General features: G+C 58.3%; 12 protein-coding genes and 1 pseudogene. 9 read left to right on the forward strand and 4 right to left on the reverse strand.

All coding sequences use genetic code 11. The features are described from left to right. Nucleotides 1–49: 49 nt before the first annotated feature. Together NKI24_RS20085 and NKI24_RS20090 are read right to left on the reverse strand one after the other, a co-directional pair. Entirely contained in the window at nt 50–1,090 is a 1,041-nt protein-coding gene (locus NKI24_RS20085; protein WP_352747734.1) for an aldo/keto reductase, read from the reverse strand. Between the two features lie 237 nt (nt 1,091–1,327). Beyond that, entirely contained in the window at nt 1,328–2,311 is a 984-nt protein-coding gene (locus NKI24_RS20090) for a GntR family transcriptional regulator (RefSeq protein WP_352747737.1), read from the reverse strand. Between the two features lie 224 nt (nt 2,312–2,535). Here NKI24_RS20090 and NKI24_RS20095 point away from each other — a divergent pair, with 224 nt between their 5' ends. Continuing rightward, a complete protein-coding gene (locus NKI24_RS20095) occupies nt 2,536–3,396 on the forward strand; it encodes an amidohydrolase family protein (protein WP_352747739.1) in 861 nt (286 codons plus the stop codon). Between the two features lie 142 nt (nt 3,397–3,538). On the opposite strand, the pseudogene NKI24_RS20100 reads toward NKI24_RS20095, so the two are convergent. Then, nucleotides 3,539–4,614: pseudogene (locus tag NKI24_RS20100) on the reverse strand (IS3 family transposase). A 262-nt stretch (nt 4,615–4,876) separates the two neighbouring features. Here NKI24_RS20100 and gbd point away from each other — a divergent pair. Next, nucleotides 4,877–6,013: a 4-hydroxybutyrate dehydrogenase gene (gbd, locus tag NKI24_RS20105; RefSeq protein ID WP_352747742.1), complete on the forward strand. Its 1,137-nt coding sequence runs from the start codon at nt 4,877–4,879 to the stop codon at nt 6,011–6,013. 774 nt (nt 6,014–6,787) lie between these two features. Here the strand turns inward: gbd and NKI24_RS20110 are convergent. Beyond that, on the reverse strand, nt 6,788–7,402 hold the full coding sequence (locus NKI24_RS20110; protein WP_352747745.1) for a helix-turn-helix domain-containing protein: 615 nt from the start codon (nt 7,400–7,402) through the stop codon (nt 6,788–6,790). Between the two features lie 229 nt (nt 7,403–7,631). Between NKI24_RS20110 and NKI24_RS20115 the strand changes: the two genes are divergently transcribed. The 7 genes from NKI24_RS20115 to NKI24_RS20145 all read left to right on the forward strand — a co-directional run bounded on the left by NKI24_RS20115 (nt 7,632) and on the right by NKI24_RS20145 (nt 17,170). After that, nucleotides 7,632–9,131, forward strand: coding sequence for an aldehyde dehydrogenase (locus NKI24_RS20115; protein ID WP_352747804.1), 1,500 nt, complete (start codon nt 7,632–7,634; stop codon nt 9,129–9,131). 69 nt (nt 9,132–9,200) lie between these two features. Further along, a complete protein-coding gene (locus tag NKI24_RS20120) occupies nt 9,201–10,193 on the forward strand; it encodes an ABC transporter permease (RefSeq protein WP_352747748.1) in 993 nt (330 codons plus the stop codon). A gap of 47 nt (nt 10,194–10,240) precedes the next feature. Further along, entirely contained in the window at nt 10,241–11,263 is a 1,023-nt protein-coding gene (locus NKI24_RS20125) for a sugar ABC transporter substrate-binding protein (protein WP_352747750.1), read from the forward strand. Between the two features lie 324 nt (nt 11,264–11,587). Beyond that, nucleotides 11,588–13,630: an ABC transporter permease gene (locus tag NKI24_RS20130; protein WP_352747752.1), complete on the forward strand. Its 2,043-nt coding sequence runs from the start codon at nt 11,588–11,590 to the stop codon at nt 13,628–13,630. After that, nucleotides 13,623–14,717: an SMP-30/gluconolactonase/LRE family protein gene (locus NKI24_RS20135; RefSeq protein ID WP_352747755.1), complete on the forward strand. Its 1,095-nt coding sequence runs from the start codon at nt 13,623–13,625 to the stop codon at nt 14,715–14,717. The genes NKI24_RS20130 and NKI24_RS20135 overlap by 8 nt, the downstream gene beginning before the upstream one ends. A 4-nt stretch (nt 14,718–14,721) precedes the next feature. Then, nucleotides 14,722–16,218, forward strand: coding sequence for a sugar ABC transporter ATP-binding protein (locus tag NKI24_RS20140; protein WP_352747757.1), 1,497 nt, complete (start codon nt 14,722–14,724; stop codon nt 16,216–16,218). A gap of 58 nt (nt 16,219–16,276) precedes the next feature. Further along, nucleotides 16,277–17,170 (forward strand): SDR family NAD(P)-dependent oxidoreductase, encoded by an 894-nt coding sequence (locus tag NKI24_RS20145; protein ID WP_352747759.1) that lies wholly within the window; start codon nt 16,277–16,279, stop codon nt 17,168–17,170. The last annotated feature ends 49 nt before the right edge of the window (nt 17,171–17,219 follow it).

Consider the following 17,219-nt stretch of genomic DNA (forward strand, 5'->3'; position numbering starts at 1 on the left):
AATCCAAGGCCATCGGCCGGCAGTTCGCCGGTCGATGGCCCCTTAGTCTCTATTGGTCGGCCTTTACTGGGGCCAGATCGGGGATGATTCCTGCGTCCTTCAGGTCCACCCAAAGTTGCGCCGGGATCCTTGCCGAGGACGAGGCGAGATTCTCCTTCGTCTCTGCGACGCTCTTGGCTCCCAGAACAACAGCCGTCACCGCCGGGTGCATCAGCACGAATTCTATGGCTGCGGAACTCAATGGAACGCGGTGGCGTGCGCAGATTTCCTCGATCACGCCAACCCTGTGCAAAATGTCTTCAGGAACCGATCCGTAATCGTAGGTCGCCCCCTGACCCCGTGTGCCTGCTGCCAAAATCCCGGAATTGAACACACCGCCGGCGAGCACAGACACGTTGCGCTGTTGCAGCTCGCTGAACGCGCCTTCCAGCGGTTTATGGTTGAGCAGCGTGTACCGTCCGGCAATCAAGGCGCAGTCGATGTCGAATTCCCTGGCGGCGCGGACCACGGTTTCGGTGTCGTTGACACCGAGTCCGATCGCGGAAACGGCGCCGCTGCGCCGCAACTCGTCGAGCGCGCGGAATCCGCCATCGCCAAGCTGCTGCCAATAGTGGTCGGCACGTTCGCCATGCCAGTCGGGGCTGACGTCATGGACGAGCAAAACGTCGATGTAGTCCATCGCCAGGCGAGCCTGACTATCCTCAAACGAGCGCATCACGCCGTCATAACTATAGTCAAACACATCCCTGAAGGGCAGCGGGTCGGTCCACAGCTCTCCATAAGCTGCGTTGGACGTGTCGGACTTGCTCAACGTTCTGAGCAGGCGACCTACTTTCGTGCTGACGACTATGTCATCACGAATGCCGAGCTCGCGGATAGCGTGCCCAAGGTTGTACTCGGCCTTCCCGTAGCCGTAAAAGGGGGCGCAGTCGAAGTATTTAACTCCCCCGGCGAAGGCCGTCCTAATCACATCCTCACAGTCGGTATAGGAGGTTTTTGCATTGAAGCCGGCCAGCGGAACCATCCCGAGTCCGATGATTGTCACTTCTACCTTAGTGTCGCCGAGGCGTCTGGTTTCGTAGGCAGTCATTCTTCCTCCCGTCCAGCGCCGCGCGCGCTTTTGCCTGACTCGCCATGCCGCCCGCGTCATATTGGCAACCGTGCGGGGTGCAAGCCGCGACACCGGTCCGCGTTAGGTGTGGGCCGGCCGGGCGAGGCGCGCGACGCTGTTGATCGATCGCCCGGTATCCAGTACGGGTAATAGGAGAGATGTATTCGGCATGCAAGATGCATTTCGGAATGGTGGCGATCAGCGAGCGTGTCGTGGCTAGATCGAGGCGGGACGCTGCGGTATCATGTAAGGTGGTGGCTCCCATTGCAGCGCGCCACTCAAAAGCAGCGCCCGAACGGTCACGTGGGATCTGCGCAAGTGCTCTTCCAGCGCTCTGGCCGCATGCTCGATATCCCCCTTCAGCAGCGCCGTCAGTACGCGCCGGTGCTCTGAGATTGTGAGTTCCAGAATGGAGCGGTCAGAGCCGTATTGGGCGGAATGGGTTGTCGCCATCAGCGGCAACTGGCTGCGCCGGATCGTCTCCGCCATTTGCCTGTTCGGACAGGTTAGGACGATGCGCGTATGGAGATCTTCCTCAATCTGATCAACGTCTTCAATGGTCAGCTGGTCGATTCGGTCATGGTATTGCTCGGCGCGCCCAGCTGTCTCCGCCAGCACAGTCTGATCGAGAAACGGACTGGCTTGCCGAAGGGCTTCGGGTTCAAGCAGCCACCTGAGCTCATAGTGCTCCCGAAGGCGTGCAGGGGTCAGGGACTCGGTAAACCAGCGCGAGCGCTCCTGACGCACTAGTCCCAGACGCTCCAGGCGAACGAGTGTTTCGTTTGCGATGGTCCTGCTGACGGCCTTGTGCTTGGCGAGGCCACTGGCACTGATGGCAAAAGGGCCGAACGGCAGGCAAATCGCGATCTCGCGCTCGACTTGTGGATAGAATTGCGACCGCCAGCTGCGGTTCGCAAAGCTTTCGAGCAATTCTGCAGGGATGGTCAATCCGGCGGCCTGCGGGTCGTGCCGAAACGGTTCGCCATTGCCCACAACGAAACCGCGCCGCGGCCGCTCCAGCACTAGCTTGTCCTCGTGAAGCGCCTTGAGCGCAACAGACACAGGCGTCCGGCTAAGTTGAAACGCATCAGCTACCCCAGCCACCTCAAGAATGAGACCTGGGGGCAGGCGCTGCGTTTCGATATTCCATTTGAGCACGTCGTAGACGCGACGCGATAGTGAGAGATTGGTGGTTGTCATGTCTTGAGGCGATCCCTTGCCACTTCTGGTGCCTTCTTACAGCTAGAAATACCGCGTCCATAGTGGCGTTTGACGCTTGCATGTTGCATGCGAAGTGCATTAACGCCAATATTGTGTTCGGCTAGGCAGACCGGGCGTGCGGCCGCCAACTTGGCACGCGTAGGGTCTGCGGACTGGTGCCACTGGGTTCGATAGAACGCCATATGATTGAGTGAGGAGGAAGAATGACACAGGAATTAGTTAGCGTGATTGACGCGCACGTCCACATCTATGATCCGGCCAAGTTCTTGTACCCCTGGCTGTCTGGGGTACCCCAGATTGAAAAGGCGCATACAATTGACGAATATGTCGCACGGACACGGCAAGTTTTCAATCTCGAGCGTTTTGTGTTCGTGGAAGTCGGAATCGAAGACAAGTCGGCCCTGGCTGAGGCTGAATGGATTGCAAGCCAGGCCAAGGATCAGCCCAAACTCGGAGCTATCGTTGCCCATGCGCTTCTCGAGCGTGGTGCTGCTGTACGGGAAGACCTCGATCGTCTCGCTGCGATGCCGAAGGTGGTGGGCGTGCGCCGCCTCTTCGAAAAGCCCTTTCAGTCCGACCTCGATTTCCCGATACGTCCTTCCTTTGTCGAGGGCGTTAAGCTCCTGCCTGAGTACGGGTTCTCGTATGACCTATGCGGTGCGGAGTACAATGTGGAGAATATGGTAAAGCTTGTACGGCTCTGTCCGGAAGTCACCTTCGTTCTTGATCACATTGGGAAGCCGCTCATTGCTAGCGGGGGGTGGGAACCTTGGCGGTCTCATATCCGGAGCCTAGCTACCATGGACAACGTCAGCGTCAAGATATCGGGGTTGCTCACCGAGGCGGGTGGACCATACAGGGCCAATATCGAACGCTATGTCCACGAAGTTGTGGATGCGTTTGGATTCGACCGCGTGATGTATGGCTCCGATTATCCGGTACAGGAGCTCGCAGGTGGCCTTGAGCAATGGTTTGGCCTGATTGACGGAATCATGGCGGTCTACACGCTTGACGAGAGGGCCAAATACTTTTCCGAGAATGCGCGCCGTATCTACCGTCTCTGAGCCGGAGAGTTGCACGCGGCAATAGCGACGTCCGCCGTATCCAGGGTTGCGGCGGACAATTGAATTCTTTGATCACCTTCCAGCTTGAGGGGACCCGGATGGGACAGTTTGGCGGCTTGACTAAGGTGGATCGGGGTTGTTTCTACGCCGCCAACTGCTCCGTCATTTCCCCCATAGGATAGACTTCGTCAGGCGTCCTGCCGCCGAACGTCGAGTGTGGCCGTAGCTGGTTGTAATAGTCCAACAACCGATGCCGCTGCGCGCCTCGCTTCTCGTTTCGAATGCGCGGAGGAAGACGCACTCATACTTGAGGCTGCGCCACACCCGCTCGATGAAGACGTTGTCCACCTAACGGCCACGCCCGTCCATGGAGACGCGGATGCCGGCATCCTTCAACGTCGTGGTGAAGGCGAAGCTGGTGAACTGCGATCCCTGATCGGTATTGACGATGTCGGGCCTGCCGTGGCGGGCAATCGCCTCTTCGAGGGCGGCGACGCAGAAGTCGGCATCCATCGTGTTCGACAATCGCCAGGCGAGCACCTTGCGGCCGAACCAGTCCATGATGCCGACGAGGTAGAAAGCCGCGCCGCATCGGGATATAAGGCGGATCCGCACACCAGACCTGATCCGGCCGCTCGACGCTCAGATGCCGTAACAGGCAGAGATAGATACGGTGTTGCGGATGCGGCTCGCTGGTCTTCGGCGCCTGGTAGATTGAAGAGAGGCCTATTTTGCGCATCAGCCGCAGTGACCCGCTTGCGGCCAACGCACTAGCCCTAGCGGCGCAGATGTCGCGCTATCTGGCGAGAGCCATACCAGGGCGTTTCCATGAGGGTCTCGTCGACGACGCGCATCAGTTCGAGGTTCTCGGACGTCTTGCCGGCGGACTGGCGATAGAACCACGCCCGCGAGATTGACTGGTTCGCACTGGCGGTGGATCGAGAGCCCAGCTGTGATCGGGGTCGATCATGCTTCTCCTCCGATTCAGGCTCAGCGATCGAAGGCCTTGGCCAAAAAATCTCGCTCGCCGACGAGCTGGCCAACTTTGGCGTGAAGCTTCGTCACCTCGATTTCCCGGCCGACCTGCGCATCCGCAGCCCTGTCGTCGTTGAACGCCTTGGCCAGATTCTCAATGGCCTGCCGTTTCCACTGCGTGATCTGGTTCGGGTGATGCTGGTGCTTCGTCACCAGCTCCGAAATCGTACGCTCGCGGCGGATCGCCTCAAGCGGCCTTGAACTCGGCCCTAAACCATCTGCGTGTCTTCATTCTGGATGGTCCCTCTAATCAGTCGACCCTACCTTAGCAGGTCTCAAAAACCGGCACCACCTCAGCTTGTATGCCTCTTGGTTATAGCAATATAGGCAGAATGCGGGTTTACAGCGCCCTTCCAGTTGTTCGTTTATGTAACCAGGCGCAAGGAACGATGCCTGCCTTATTTTGGAATGGTTCGGCGATAACCAAGAGTGATAGGGGGAGGCTGTGGGCCTGATCAATTACGTGACAAGGGTGCAGTTCGGATATGGCGCTCTGACTGAAGTAACATCGGAACTGGCGCTGGCAGGTATCCAACGTCCATTCGTGGTAACTGACAAAGGGGTTCGGCAACTCGGGTTCGTCGAACAGCTTCATCGGCTTGTGGGTGAGGGATTGTCCGGCATCTATGATGAAACACCCGGCAACCCTACCGAAGCCGCTGTCCGCGCCGCCGTTGCACAGTTCACCACAAACAAGTCCGACGGGCTGATCGCCATAGGCGGCGGCTCTGCCATTGACTTGGCAAAGGCTGTCGCCGTGGCTGCCGCTCACACCGGTCCGCTCTCAACCTTCGCGGCCATAGAGGGTGGCATCGACAAGATTACGCGAGCCACGTTCCCGATGATTGCCATTCCAACGACATCCGGTACGGGGAGCGAGGTTGGACGGGGCGCGATTATCATTCTTGATGACGGCCGTAAAGTTGCGCTTTTGTCGCCTTTCCTCATTCCCAAGGCTGCCATTTGCGACCCGGAGCTTAGCCTCAGCCTTCCCGCAAAGCTGACGGCGGCGACCGGGATGGACGCGATCTCACACTGCATCGAGACCTACCTGGCGCCATCCTTCAATCCTCCCGCTGATGGCATTGCGCTTGAGGGATTGAAACGGGCTTGGAGCAATATCGCACGGGCGACCCTGGAACCCGGCAACCGCGCCGCCCGCCTCAACATGAGCATCGCGGCCACCATGGGGGCCATGGCCTTCCAGAAAGGCCTTGGTTGCGTCCACAGCCTGAGCCATGCGCTCGGGGGACTCAATCCCCGCCTGCATCACGGCACGTTGAATGCCATCTTCATGCCGACGGTGCTGCGCTTTAACCGCACTGCAGAAACGGCGGTGGCGGAAGGCAAGTACAGCCGACTGGCCGCGGCTATGGGTCTGTCGTCTGAGGACGAAGTTGTCACCGCGCTCGAGCACCTGACGACAAGCATCGGGCTGCCGTCAAAGCTCTCGGAGCTAGGCGTCGAAAGGAGCGATTTCGACTATATCGTGCAGGGTGCCTTGCGGGATCACAGTCATAAGACCAACCCGCGTGAAGCATCGGCTGACCAGTATCGGGACATGCTTGAGCAGTCTTACTGAACCAACTCAACAAAGGGGTAACGAAAATTGGTAGCGGCGACGTTCAGCGCCTGGATCTACTTTGAATTCAGGCCATCCCAGACAGTGAGAATAATAGGCTGACCTGCCAAAAAGAACTGACCGGAGCGCGTTTTCGTACTCGAGCACCCTGGGGGCCATGCGCTCAGCTAGGACAAAATGCCCGGCTGGACCGCCCCGGGTAAGCCGCCTCGATTTTCTGTTCGTGAAAGAAAGAGGGACTTGCTGTCGAGACCTGCCTATCGGTGCGCCGGTTCCTCTTTCGGCGCCCAGTCAGCCCTGGGCGTTTCGTGTCGGTCGGCTTGGCCGCGTTCTCCGCGCGGTCCGGCGACAGGTCCTCGACATCATAAGATTCTGTGCCGTCTCGGCCGGCAGGTCCAGCATTCGCATCACAAGCTTGAACCTGACGTCCGCCTCTTGCTCGGTCCTCGCCAAGGAACTGCGGAGCGGCCGCGTAGATCGTTTCGACGGCGACAAGTCGAGCATCTCGGCCAGATGAAGTAGCCGGGCTCACCCTGAGCTTGGCTCCGGCCCGCTCAGGTCGGGCGTAACTTTCGTGATGCAGGCCAACCATCATGCGAACCTGCTCGCGGTTCAGGTCTTGCAGCCCTTGGTTCGAGTGTCAAACGGCGTCCAAAACTGACCCAGATCGGCGTCCAATTTTGCACGCCGATTCACAGTTCGAGGTTGGCAGGCCAAGCAATGCCACAGGGACGCCTACCTTAGCCGTCGAATCTGAGAACCAAGCCAAGCTGCTCAAGAGAGCCGGTTGGGGGCGGGCGCCGAAATGATCAGGTAGTACTCTGCTGGCTCGTTGGTCCGGTTTTCGAACCAATGCTCAACATCAGCCTCGAAGTAGAGTGCATCGCCCTCCTCAAGAACAGTCTCATTCTCTGGTGTGCCCACGACTACGCGTCCGCGCGAAGCTACGACGTGCTTGCCGGTCGCCAACGGGTATGGCGGCAATCGGCCTGTCGAGGTATCGGCAGGCAGGCGATGAAAGACAACTTCGACGGTCATGCCGGCCATGATCGGAGACAGCAGGAAGCGCTCGAATCCCGTTTCCGGATCCCGAAATACCTGCCTCTGGTCCTTCGTTACCAAGGCAAAGGCACGACGCGAAGCAGGTTCGTCACCGAGCAGGGCTGAAAACGATGCGCCCAAAGCGTGAGCAATACGTTTCGCTACGCCGATCGTTGGACTTTTCTCGCCTCTCTCAACCTTGGACAGCATTGCCCTACTTACGCCGGACAGCTTCGAGAACTGCTCCAGAGTAAGGTTTGCCTGCTCGCGCATCGTGCGGACACGATCGCCGAACACGCGGCTGACGGCGTCTTGTCCGGCGCTTCCGGATGCTGCTGGTGCTTTCATTCTCTATTCCGGTTCAAAATTTCAGCGTCACTCTACGCACTGGCATCGCAGATGTCACATTCTGCTCTCTGAAGGCGGCCATCCACACTTCGACTGCCTTTCGCGATGTCTTCTACCGAAGACGTGAATCTTCCATAAAAGATTTATCTTCCATCGGATAAATTTTCTGCTATGGAAGATAAAGGTGTCAAGGGGGAGATGGCCACCCGTGTATGTTCGCAGCGAAAAAATTGAAACACTCGCCCTTTACGTGGATGGGCAGTCAACGCCGCCGGCGGGTGGCGAGTATTTCGACAGCACTGATCCATATACCGGGCTGGTCTGGTCTCGGGTGCCGCGCGGCACGGCTCAAGACGTTGATGAAGCGGTCCGCGCTGCGCATCGCGCCTTCACAACCGGAGTGTGGGCGGAGATGACGCCCACCCAACGCGGGCGTCTACTCTATAGGCTCGGTGACCTCGTCGCCGCAAACGCGGAGAAGCTCGGGGAACTGGAGGTTCGCGACAATGGCAAGCTGCTCGCCGAGATGCTCGCCCAGATGCACTATCTCCCGGAGTGGTTCTATTATTATGGGGGCTTGGCCGACAAGGTGGAAGGCGCCGTGACGCCACCCGAGCGGCCCGGGATGATGCACTACATCCGCTATGAGCCAATAGGAGTGGTCGCTGCAATCTCGCCGTGGAACTCGCCGCTCGTCCTCACAGTATGGAAGCTTGCTCCCGCACTTGCCGCTGGTAACACAGTTGTAGTCAAGCCGTCTGAATATTCCTCAGCATCGATGCTCTATCTGGCCCAACTCTTCGAGCAAGCTGGTTTCCCTCCGGGCGTCATCAATGTCGTCACCGGCATGGGCAACGAGGTCGGAGAGGCCCTGGTCAATCATCCTCTGGTAGAACGGATCGCCTTCACGGGCGGCGAAGGCGGCGGGCGTGCCGTCTACCAGGCGGCTGCAAAATCCTTCAAGCGTATCTCCCTGGAGTTGGGTGGCAAGTCGCCAAACATTGTCTTCGAGGACGCAGACCTCGACGACGCGGTCAAGGGCGCGGTAGCCGGCATTTTCGCCGCGGCCGGTCAAACCTGCATGGCAGGCTCGCGTCTGCTGGTCCACGACAGCATCCACGATACCTTCGTGGAGAAGCTTGTTGCTTTCGCGGGTAGTGCCAGGCTTGGCGACCCGATGTCCGAAGACACCGATGTCGGTCCGATCGCCACTGGACCCCAATTTGAAAAGGTTCTCGCCTATATCGACATCGCCAAACGCGAGGGCGCCAAATGCGTACTGGGAGGCGAACGCGTTGAAGGGCTGGGCAACGGGCTGTTCGTCAAGCCAACGATCTTCACCGAAGTAAGGAACAGCATGCGCATCGCGCAGGAAGAGGTCTTCGGGCCGATTCTATCGGTAATCCGCTTCAGGTCGGACGAAGAAGCCATCCAGATCGCGAACGATACACTTTACGGCCTCGCGGCCGGCATATGGACGCAGAACTTGGAACGGGCAATCAACATGCCGGCGAAACTGCGGGCTGGAACCGTGTGGGTCAATTCCTATCGCGTCGTCAGCTATCTTGCCCCCTTCGGCGGCTTCAAGAATTCCGGCATCGGACGCGAGAACGGCAAGGAGGCCATACGGGAATATCTGGAAGCCAAAAGTGTGTTCATCAATACGAAACGCGGCGTACCCTCACCGTTCGTGATGCGGCTGCCAAGCGTTGTGAACTCCGAAGGCTAGTTGCGTCCTGCTGCCGTGAGTGGCGACAGGTACAAGTGCTCGCGAGGAAATTGAGGGAGGATGACGTTAATGGCTGTCGCTGTCATGAAGCTGAAAGCTCTAAAGTTCAGCCAGTTCTGGATCGTCGTTGTCATATTCATTCTTATGTTTCTGACGTTTTCGGTTCTTCTCCCTGGGTTCCTGACGGAGCTCAATTTGATAGCGCTGCTTCAGAACGTTTCGATTCTGGGCATTCTCGGGCTTTCGATGGCGATCATAGTTATCGGCCGCGGTATCGATCTCTCGACGGTCTCCATGCTCGCGGTGCCGCCCGGCCTTGTCCTTCAGATGGTACAGGATGGGCACTCGGTGCCCATGGCCTTCCTGGCAGCGCTTGGGCTCGTGATCCTATTCTCGCTTATCGTCGGATGGTTCGTGGCGTATGCCGAGGTCCCTTCGCTCTACACGACGCTTGGCGCGGGCATATTCCTTGCGGGATTGGGCCAGTCGGCGTTCTTCACGCTCGACGTCGTGCAATGGAGCCCGGAGCTTGATGTCATCGCTTGGGTAGGACGGGGTGACTTGTTGGGTGTGCCCAAGCCGGTGTTCATGTTCGCTTTGGCGGTAATTGCAATCGCCATTTTTCTGAAGAAGACCAAGGTCGGCAACTTCATATACGCCATAGGCGACAATCCCCATGCGGCACGAACCGCCGGCATTCCGACGCGACCGACAATCGTCTTCCAATATGTGCTTGCCGGTCTGATCGCGGCCTTTGCCGGCATCGTCATGGCGGCGTCGATCAGCAGCATGCCGACGCGAATCTATAATTCGACGCTGATCTACGACGTGATCCTGGTCGTCGTTCTGGGCGGTATCGGCCTGAGCGGTGGGCGCGGCGGCGTTCCCAACGTGATCCTGGGTACGGTCTTCATCGGCACCCTGATCAACGGCATGACGATCCTGAATATCTCGTATTCGGCGCAGAACATCATCAAGGGCATCGTTCTTCTGATCGCTCTTCTCGTCGATACAAAAATCAACCCACGAAACGAGGAGACCGCCCAGCAAGGCGATGTTTAGTGGGGACCGGCCTTTTGGGCGCCGTTATTCTAGCAAGGGAGGATGATATGAAATACGCATTCAGAAACTGGTCGTTAGCATTGTGTTTCACTGCTATGGCGGCAATAAGCTCTCAGGCGACTGTGTCAATCAGTCATGCGGACGGGTTAGACGATCCGCTACGCGCGCAATATTTGGAGAAGTTGAAGGGAAAGAAGGTCGCATTCCTTCCGATCGCCCTGAGCTTCGATTTGGCCCTTGGGTGGCAGGAGGGTTTGAAGCGGGAACTTGAGCCTTACGGGATCGAGCTGATTGTCCGCGATCCAAACTGGAATTCCAATGCTGGAGCCCAAGCGCTGACAACCCTGATCGCGGCGAAGCCCGATGTGCTCATCGTGCACAATGCCGACCTGCAAACCTACGCGAAGCTTTTGAAAAAGGCGGAGGCGGAAGGCATCAAGGTCGTTCAGGTCAATATGCGCTCCGTCTACCAGTCGACGGTGTATGTCGGAGCCGACTGGGTCGAAGTCGGCGAGCGCGCGACCTCGGCCGTGGTCGAGGCTTGCAAGGGTAAATCCGGCAAGATCTCGATAGTGCAGGGCCCGACGTCTTCGGCCTCAAGCGCCTTTACGCTGACCGGCGTGCAGAACGTGCTCAAAGACAACCCTCAGATCAAGGTGGTCTCGAGCCAGGCGGCTGACTGGGATGCCGCGAAAGCAAAAGGTATTACCCAGACAGTGCTACGCCAGAACCCCGACCTGTGCGGAATCGTGGGCTTCTGGGACGGGATGGATATCGGCACCGGTGCCGCTGTCGTCGAAGCCGGTATGAAGGATCAGGTTTTCCTGGCGACTTCGGGGGGCGGCGAACAGAGGGGCGCATGTGACAAGGTCGCGGACGGAACCTTCGACGTGGACTTCAGCTACGACGTGCCCGCTCAAGCAATGACTATGGCCGGAGTGGTGAAGTGGCTTCTCCAGGCCGGAGCTACAGTGGGCGACTCCAAGGGTTCCATCTACACGACCCTCAAAGTGATCACGCCCCAGAACGCGGCCGAGCCCGGTATGTGCTGGCGGCTTGGAAAGTCCTGACGCGCAGGCGTCAGGCATCGCTGCCGCTTCAATGTCCATGATGCGCAGCAGGTCCTCCCAGGACGGGGTTGTGTCGGCTTCGGCCGGCACAACCCATCCTGACGAGAGCTTATTCGGCCGTAAGATCGGTCCTTGATATTTTTTCTCGCCGGGGACAATTCTGTGGAACCACACGGTACTCAAAGCGAAACTGTTGCGAAAACCGAGCCAGCTTATGTTGATGGCTCGCGCTGGCGCGAACCGACATTGTCCCAGAAGATTGTCGAGTTCCGATATCGGTACTGGCCCGACCACGTCCTGGGTGAAATCCTGGCAAAGCGATGGATGGAGACTGCAATCCCCGTATTGCTGCTGGTCGTCGTCTCCGTCGCCATGTCGTTCCTGACGCCGGATTTCATGACCCTTGGCGGCATATCCGACACACTGCAGCAAGCTGCCGAGATCGGCTTCGTGGTTCTTGGTCTGACTCTCGTCATGATCGTCGGGGGTATCGACCTTTCTGTCGGATCGATCTTCGCGCTTTGCAATTTTGTAGCGCTCTACCTGATTGGTGTCGTGGCGGCTCCATTTGCAGTCGTTGTCCTGGCAACGGTCGCCTGTGGCTGTCTCCTTGGCCTCGTGAATGGCATCCTGATCGGATATTTCCGGCTTAGGGCGTTTTTGACCACGCTGATAACCCTGATCATATACCGCGCCACCTACGACATGCTGATCCTCGATCATGCGTTGGAGATAGCGGGAAGCCTCCCGGATTCACGGGCGTGGGAGCTCCTTTCCGAGGCCGCGTTCCTGGGTTTTCCCCTGGTCGCCTGGGTATTTGCCGCGGTCGCCATCTATGGCCACGTCTTTCTCACAAGACTGCGTCCGGGTTGGCACATCAATGCGATCGGCGGTGCCCGCCGCTCTGCATATAACAGCGGCATCAACGTTCGCCGGACGGTTACCTTGACCTACCTTGGCTCAGGCGGGCTCACCGCCATCGGAGCGCTTTTCTACGCATCTCGTCTGGGATCTGCAGGGGGCGACATCGGCGTCGGTTTGGAGATCACAGCGCTCACTGCGGCAGTGATCGGCGGTATCAGCTTGGGCGGCGGCAAGGGTAGCGTCACCAAGGCCACGGTCGGCACCCTGATCGTCCTGATCTTGATCAACGGCGCGACCAATATGGGCTTCGTGGGCGGCATCAACCGCATCGCGCTTGCGACGATCTTGCTCGGCGCCGCAGCCATAGACATCAGATGGTTGAAAAACAAGCACCGGATTGTCAGCAAGATCTATGTCAGCCCTGCATATCATTTCATGGGACCATTGATCTCCACCGATCCAAAGGATGGCGGAGTTTGGGGTCTCAACGACAAGCTGAGCGATGTCACCGTGATCGGTTTCGGACAGGTCGAGGGTGCCGAGGACGTGATCCTCGACCGGAACAATTATCTCTACGGCGGCTCGCGTCTCGGCGATATCGTCCGGTTCGTTCCGCCAGACTACAAGAAGATGGAAATCTTTGCCCATATCGGCGGCCAGCCTCTCGGCATGGCCTTCGACCGCCACGATAATCTCTATGTCTGTGTCGGCGGCATGGGCCTCTATCGCGTCACGCCGTCGGGCGAAGTGGAGAAGGCAACCGACGAGACGAACCGTAGTTATACCTCTGTGAATGACGATAGCCGGCTGCGTCTGGCGGACGACCTCGATATTGCCGACGACGGACGCGTTTTCTTCTCGGAAGCGACGAAGCGTTTCGAGATCCATGATTGGCCGATCGACGCGCTTGAGGCGCGCGGAAACGGCCGCATCATCTGCTACGACCCGAACACCAACAAGACTCATACTGTCCTCGACCATCTCATCTTTCCGAACGGCGTCTGCATTGGATCGGACAATCAGTCCTTCCTTTTCGCCGAATCCTGGGGGTGCACGGTCAAGCGCTACTGGTTCGACGGCCCGAAGAAAGGCAAGTTGGAAATGGTGCTTCACAATCTTCCGGGCTATCCTGACAACATCAACCGGGCTTCCGACGGCAATTATTGGATGTCGTTGGTTGGTATGCGTAGCCCGGCGCTCGATCTCGCCTGGCAAATGCCGGGTTTCCGCCGGCGCATGGCCAAGCGCGTGCCCCAGGACGAGTGGCTCTATCCAAACCTGAACACCGGATGTGTGCTCAAGTTCAACGACAAGGGTGAAATCCTGGAAACGTTCTGGGATCTTCACGCGGTGAACCATCCGATGATTACATCCATGCGCGAGCATCGCGGGCACCTCTATCTCGGCGGCCTGACGAATAATCGCATCGGACAGTTCAAGCTGAAGGCTGCGGATCCGAATTACGTTCAATACGACTTCAGGTGGGGAAAACGTAATGCTTGAGCTTCTCCGAAGGGTCAGTGACAACATCAGGGGTCGCGGCGAAGCCGCGATCACCATTCCGATCTTCGATGGTGCGCTGAAGCCGAACAGCCTGCTCGAAGATGCTTCTATCCTAGATGAGTTTGAAGCGCCCGAGGATCTCGCTTCCGACGGCAGGACCATCTATCTGGCTGATGGCGGTCGCATTCTCTCTCAAGTTAACGGGGGCGAATGGAAAGTTACGGCGACGCTCGAGAGCCCCATCACGGCCATGGGCTGCATGCCTCACGGTGGTCTCGCCGTGGCGCTGGACGGCAAGGAAGTCCGCATCTTGGGCGGCCCGTTCGAGGGGCGAAGTTGGAAGACCGTGGGCGGCAAGCCTTTCAATGCCGTCAATGGAGTAAGCGTGCGCCAGGATGGATCCCTCGCGGTCTCGGACGGCTCGGCCGAGTATCCATATCGGCAGTGGAGCCATGACGTGATGACGAAGGGGCGCACGGGTCGGGTCGTTCTGTTGAGTCCACCCGACGGGGGCGCCAAGGTGCTTGCAAGCGGACTGTCCTACGCCTTCGGGGTTCTGGCGTCTGGCGGGACTATCTGGTTCTCAGAAAGTTGGAAGCATCGTGTCGTCAAACTTGACGATAAGGGGTGGGCGACGTCCATCGTCGTCGACCATCTGCCGGGCTATCCTTGCCGGCTGTCGCCTGCCTCCGACGGTGGGGCTTGGCTGTCGGTGTTCGCAGGTCGCACACAGTTGATCGAATTCGTGCTTCGCGAACCAACCTATCGCAAGAGGATGGTTGCGGAAGTCGACCCGAAATATTGGATCGCGCCGGCGCTGAGTTCTGGCCGCACGTTCCTGGAGCCGCTGCAGGGCGCAGGCGTGAAAATGCGCGGCGTGTTGAAGCCGTGGGCGCCGCCGCGATCCTACGGACTCGTCATCAAGCTCTCGGCTGCGGGACTGCCGCAGTATTCGTTCCAAAGCCGCCTCGGCGGGCGAAACCACGGCGTGGTGGCCACTGCGGAATGCGACGGCTTCCTCTTCGTCCTGTCCAAGGGAAGCGGCAGAGTTCTCAAAATGAAAGTCCCTGCCCAGGGAGGAATTTGACACCATGTCCGACACGGTACTGGAACTTCGGGCCGCCACGAAGAAGTACGGCTCAGTCAAGGCGATCGACGAGATCGACTATCAGCTGCTGCGCGGAGAGGTTCATGCGATCGTGGGTGAGAATGGCGCGGGCAAGTCCACGCTGACCAAGGTAATGGCCGGTGTCGTGCAATTGACATCAGGCAAGATGTTCCTCCATGGCAACGAGGTCACACCAAAATCTCCAAACGAGGCCAACAAGCTTGGCGTGGCGATGGTCTTTCAGGAGACTAGTCTGGTGCCGACCATGACGGTTGCCCAGAACCTGTTTCTCGGCAATGAGCGCTATTTCAACCGCATGCGCGGCATCAATATTGAGGCGCAGCAGTTCCTGCAGTCGCTCCAGTTCGACGTCGAGCCGGCCATGGTCGTCAGCCTGCTGGGTGCGGCCAAGAAGCAGATGGTTGAGATCGCTAGAGCTGTTTTGCAAAAGGCCAAGGTCATTATTTTCGACGAGCCCACGGCGACACTCACACCGGAGGAGAAACAGCACTTCTTCCACCTTGTTTCGGTGCTCAAGAGTCGCGGCATCTCGATCATATTCATCAGCCATGCCCTCGAGGAGGCGCTGATGATCTCGGACCGGATCACGGTGCTGCGCGACGCCAAGCACATCGTGACCGATCTCACGCAAAACTTCGATCAGGCTCGCATCGTCAAAGCTATGATTGGCCGCGACATTTCGCAAACCCTCTACGGGAACAAAAAGAGCTTTGTGCGACCGGCCGGTCGGCGGGTCCTTTCGGTTCAGAACCTTCGTATGGCTTCGATGGTGAAAAACAATTCGCTGTCGGTCTTCGCCGGGCAGATAACCGGAATGTTCGGGCTTGTCGGCTCGGGGCGGACCGAGACGTTCAAGGTCGTCGCCGGTGTCATCAAGCGTGATATATTCCACGGCGGCGAAATCGTGTTTAATGACAAGAAAAAGAGCTATCTCGTTCCTGCTCCGGCTGTCAGGGATGGCATCGCCTACATTACCGAAGACCGAAAATTTGAGGGTTTTTTCGAAACGAAATCAATCTCATGGAACATATATCTCGGCCTGCTGGCAAAGCTTGGCCGGGGAAGGGCGCTTGTTTCAGAGGATGAAGCGACCAGGCACGGCAATGATTGGGTCAAGCGGCTCAACATCCGCTCCATTGACGCCGAGGCCAAGGCGATCGAACTATCAGGCGGCAACCAGCAGAAGGTGGTTATCGCCAAATCGATGATCCAGCAGCCGGACCTGATCATTTTCGACGAACCGACCCGTGGCGTCGACGTAGGCGCCATTGCCGAGATCCACAAATATCTGAACCAGCTTGCCGACGAGGGCAAGGCTGTGGTCGTGATCTCGTCCTACCTCCCCGAGATCATGTCTCTTTCGGACCGCCTGCTCGTGTTCCGCAAGGGCAAGGTGGTAGAAGAATTCTCCGCCTTGGAAGCGACTGAAGAGAAGGTCATGTACGCGGCCATCAACTAGCGCAGCCGGCTCTGAATTTGCGAATGTCCCGAGACAGCAGCAACCATTGGATAGTCACATGAGTATTCCTTCACTTTCAAATCCAAGAAGTGGGCACCAGCTCGAAGGACGACATGTCGTGCTGTTTGGCGCGGGGACGGCCAATGAGGTAGAGCGGGGCTGGAGTCTTGGGCAAATCAGCGAGAAGGTCTATGGCGTCGGTAAGGCCACGGCGCTTGTTTACGCCCGACACGGGGCGGCCGTCACCTGCGTCGATATCGACTTGGGTGCGGCGACCGCTACGGCGGAACTCATCCGGAGCCAGGGCGGAGAGGCATTCGCCCTGGCGTGCGATGCCACCCAATCCGAAAGCGTGAAGGATACAATTGAGAAGTCGCTCAGCTACAATGGCCGCATCGACGTTCTTCACAACAACATAGGGATTGCCAAGATGGGCGGCCCGGTCGAGTGCTCCGAAGAGAACTTCGATCAGGTCATCGCGGTTAATCTGAAGAGCATGTTCCTGACGTGCAAATGGACCCTGCCGATTATGGAGCGCCAGGCAAAAGGCGCAATCATCAACATTTCGTCCTTTGCCGCGATCAGGTTCACCATCCCATGGATCGCCTACAGCGCTTCCAAGGGAGCGGTCAATGCGCTGACCATGGGTGTCGCGGCACAATATGCCGCCAAGGGTATACGCTGCAACGCGATCGCGCCCGGGATGCTGTCGACGCCAATGGTGCAGTCCGCTCACAAGGACAATCATTTCGATCTCGAAGAGATGATGAGTTCGCGCGACAATGCCGTGCCCATGCGCTGGCAGGGCGAGGGCTGGGATGTCGGCGAGGCTGCGGCGTTCCTTGCATCCGATGAGGCTCGTTTCATTACGGGGCAAGTGCTGGTGGTCGATGGCGGCAGCACAATCATGATGCCGAGCAAGCCATGGAATGTCGCGGGCGTAGCGAACTGACAGCTCTGACGATCGACTTCTTGTCGTATAGGTTGCCGGCAATGTTCTT

The organism is Mesorhizobium sp. M0701, assembly GCF_040320365.1.
Classification (GTDB): domain Bacteria; phylum Pseudomonadota; class Alphaproteobacteria; order Rhizobiales; family Rhizobiaceae; genus Mesorhizobium.

Bases quoted from the DNA above. Each gene is read 5' to 3' on its own strand.
- NKI24_RS20085 (WP_352747734.1), bottom strand. From the start codon at position 1,090: ATGACTGCCTACGAAACCAGACGCCTCGGCGACACTAAGGTAGAAGTG.
- NKI24_RS20090 (WP_352747737.1), bottom strand. From the start codon at position 2,311: ATGACAACCACCAATCTCTCACTATCGCGTCGCGTCTACGACGTGCTC.
- NKI24_RS20095 (WP_352747739.1), top strand. From the start codon at position 2,536: ATGACACAGGAATTAGTTAGCGTGATTGACGCGCACGTCCACATCTAT.
- NKI24_RS20110 (WP_352747745.1), bottom strand. From the start codon at position 7,402: ATGAAAGCACCAGCAGCATCCGGAAGCGCCGGACAAGACGCCGTCAGC.
- NKI24_RS20120 (WP_352747748.1), top strand. From the start codon at position 9,201: ATGGCTGTCGCTGTCATGAAGCTGAAAGCTCTAAAGTTCAGCCAGTTC.
- NKI24_RS20125 (WP_352747750.1), top strand. From the start codon at position 10,241: ATGAAATACGCATTCAGAAACTGGTCGTTAGCATTGTGTTTCACTGCT.
- NKI24_RS20130 (WP_352747752.1), top strand. From the start codon at position 11,588: ATGGAGACTGCAATCCCCGTATTGCTGCTGGTCGTCGTCTCCGTCGCC.
- NKI24_RS20135 (WP_352747755.1), top strand. From the start codon at position 13,623: ATGCTTGAGCTTCTCCGAAGGGTCAGTGACAACATCAGGGGTCGCGGC.
- NKI24_RS20140 (WP_352747757.1), top strand. From the start codon at position 14,722: ATGTCCGACACGGTACTGGAACTTCGGGCCGCCACGAAGAAGTACGGC.
- NKI24_RS20145 (WP_352747759.1), top strand. From the start codon at position 16,277: ATGAGTATTCCTTCACTTTCAAATCCAAGAAGTGGGCACCAGCTCGAA.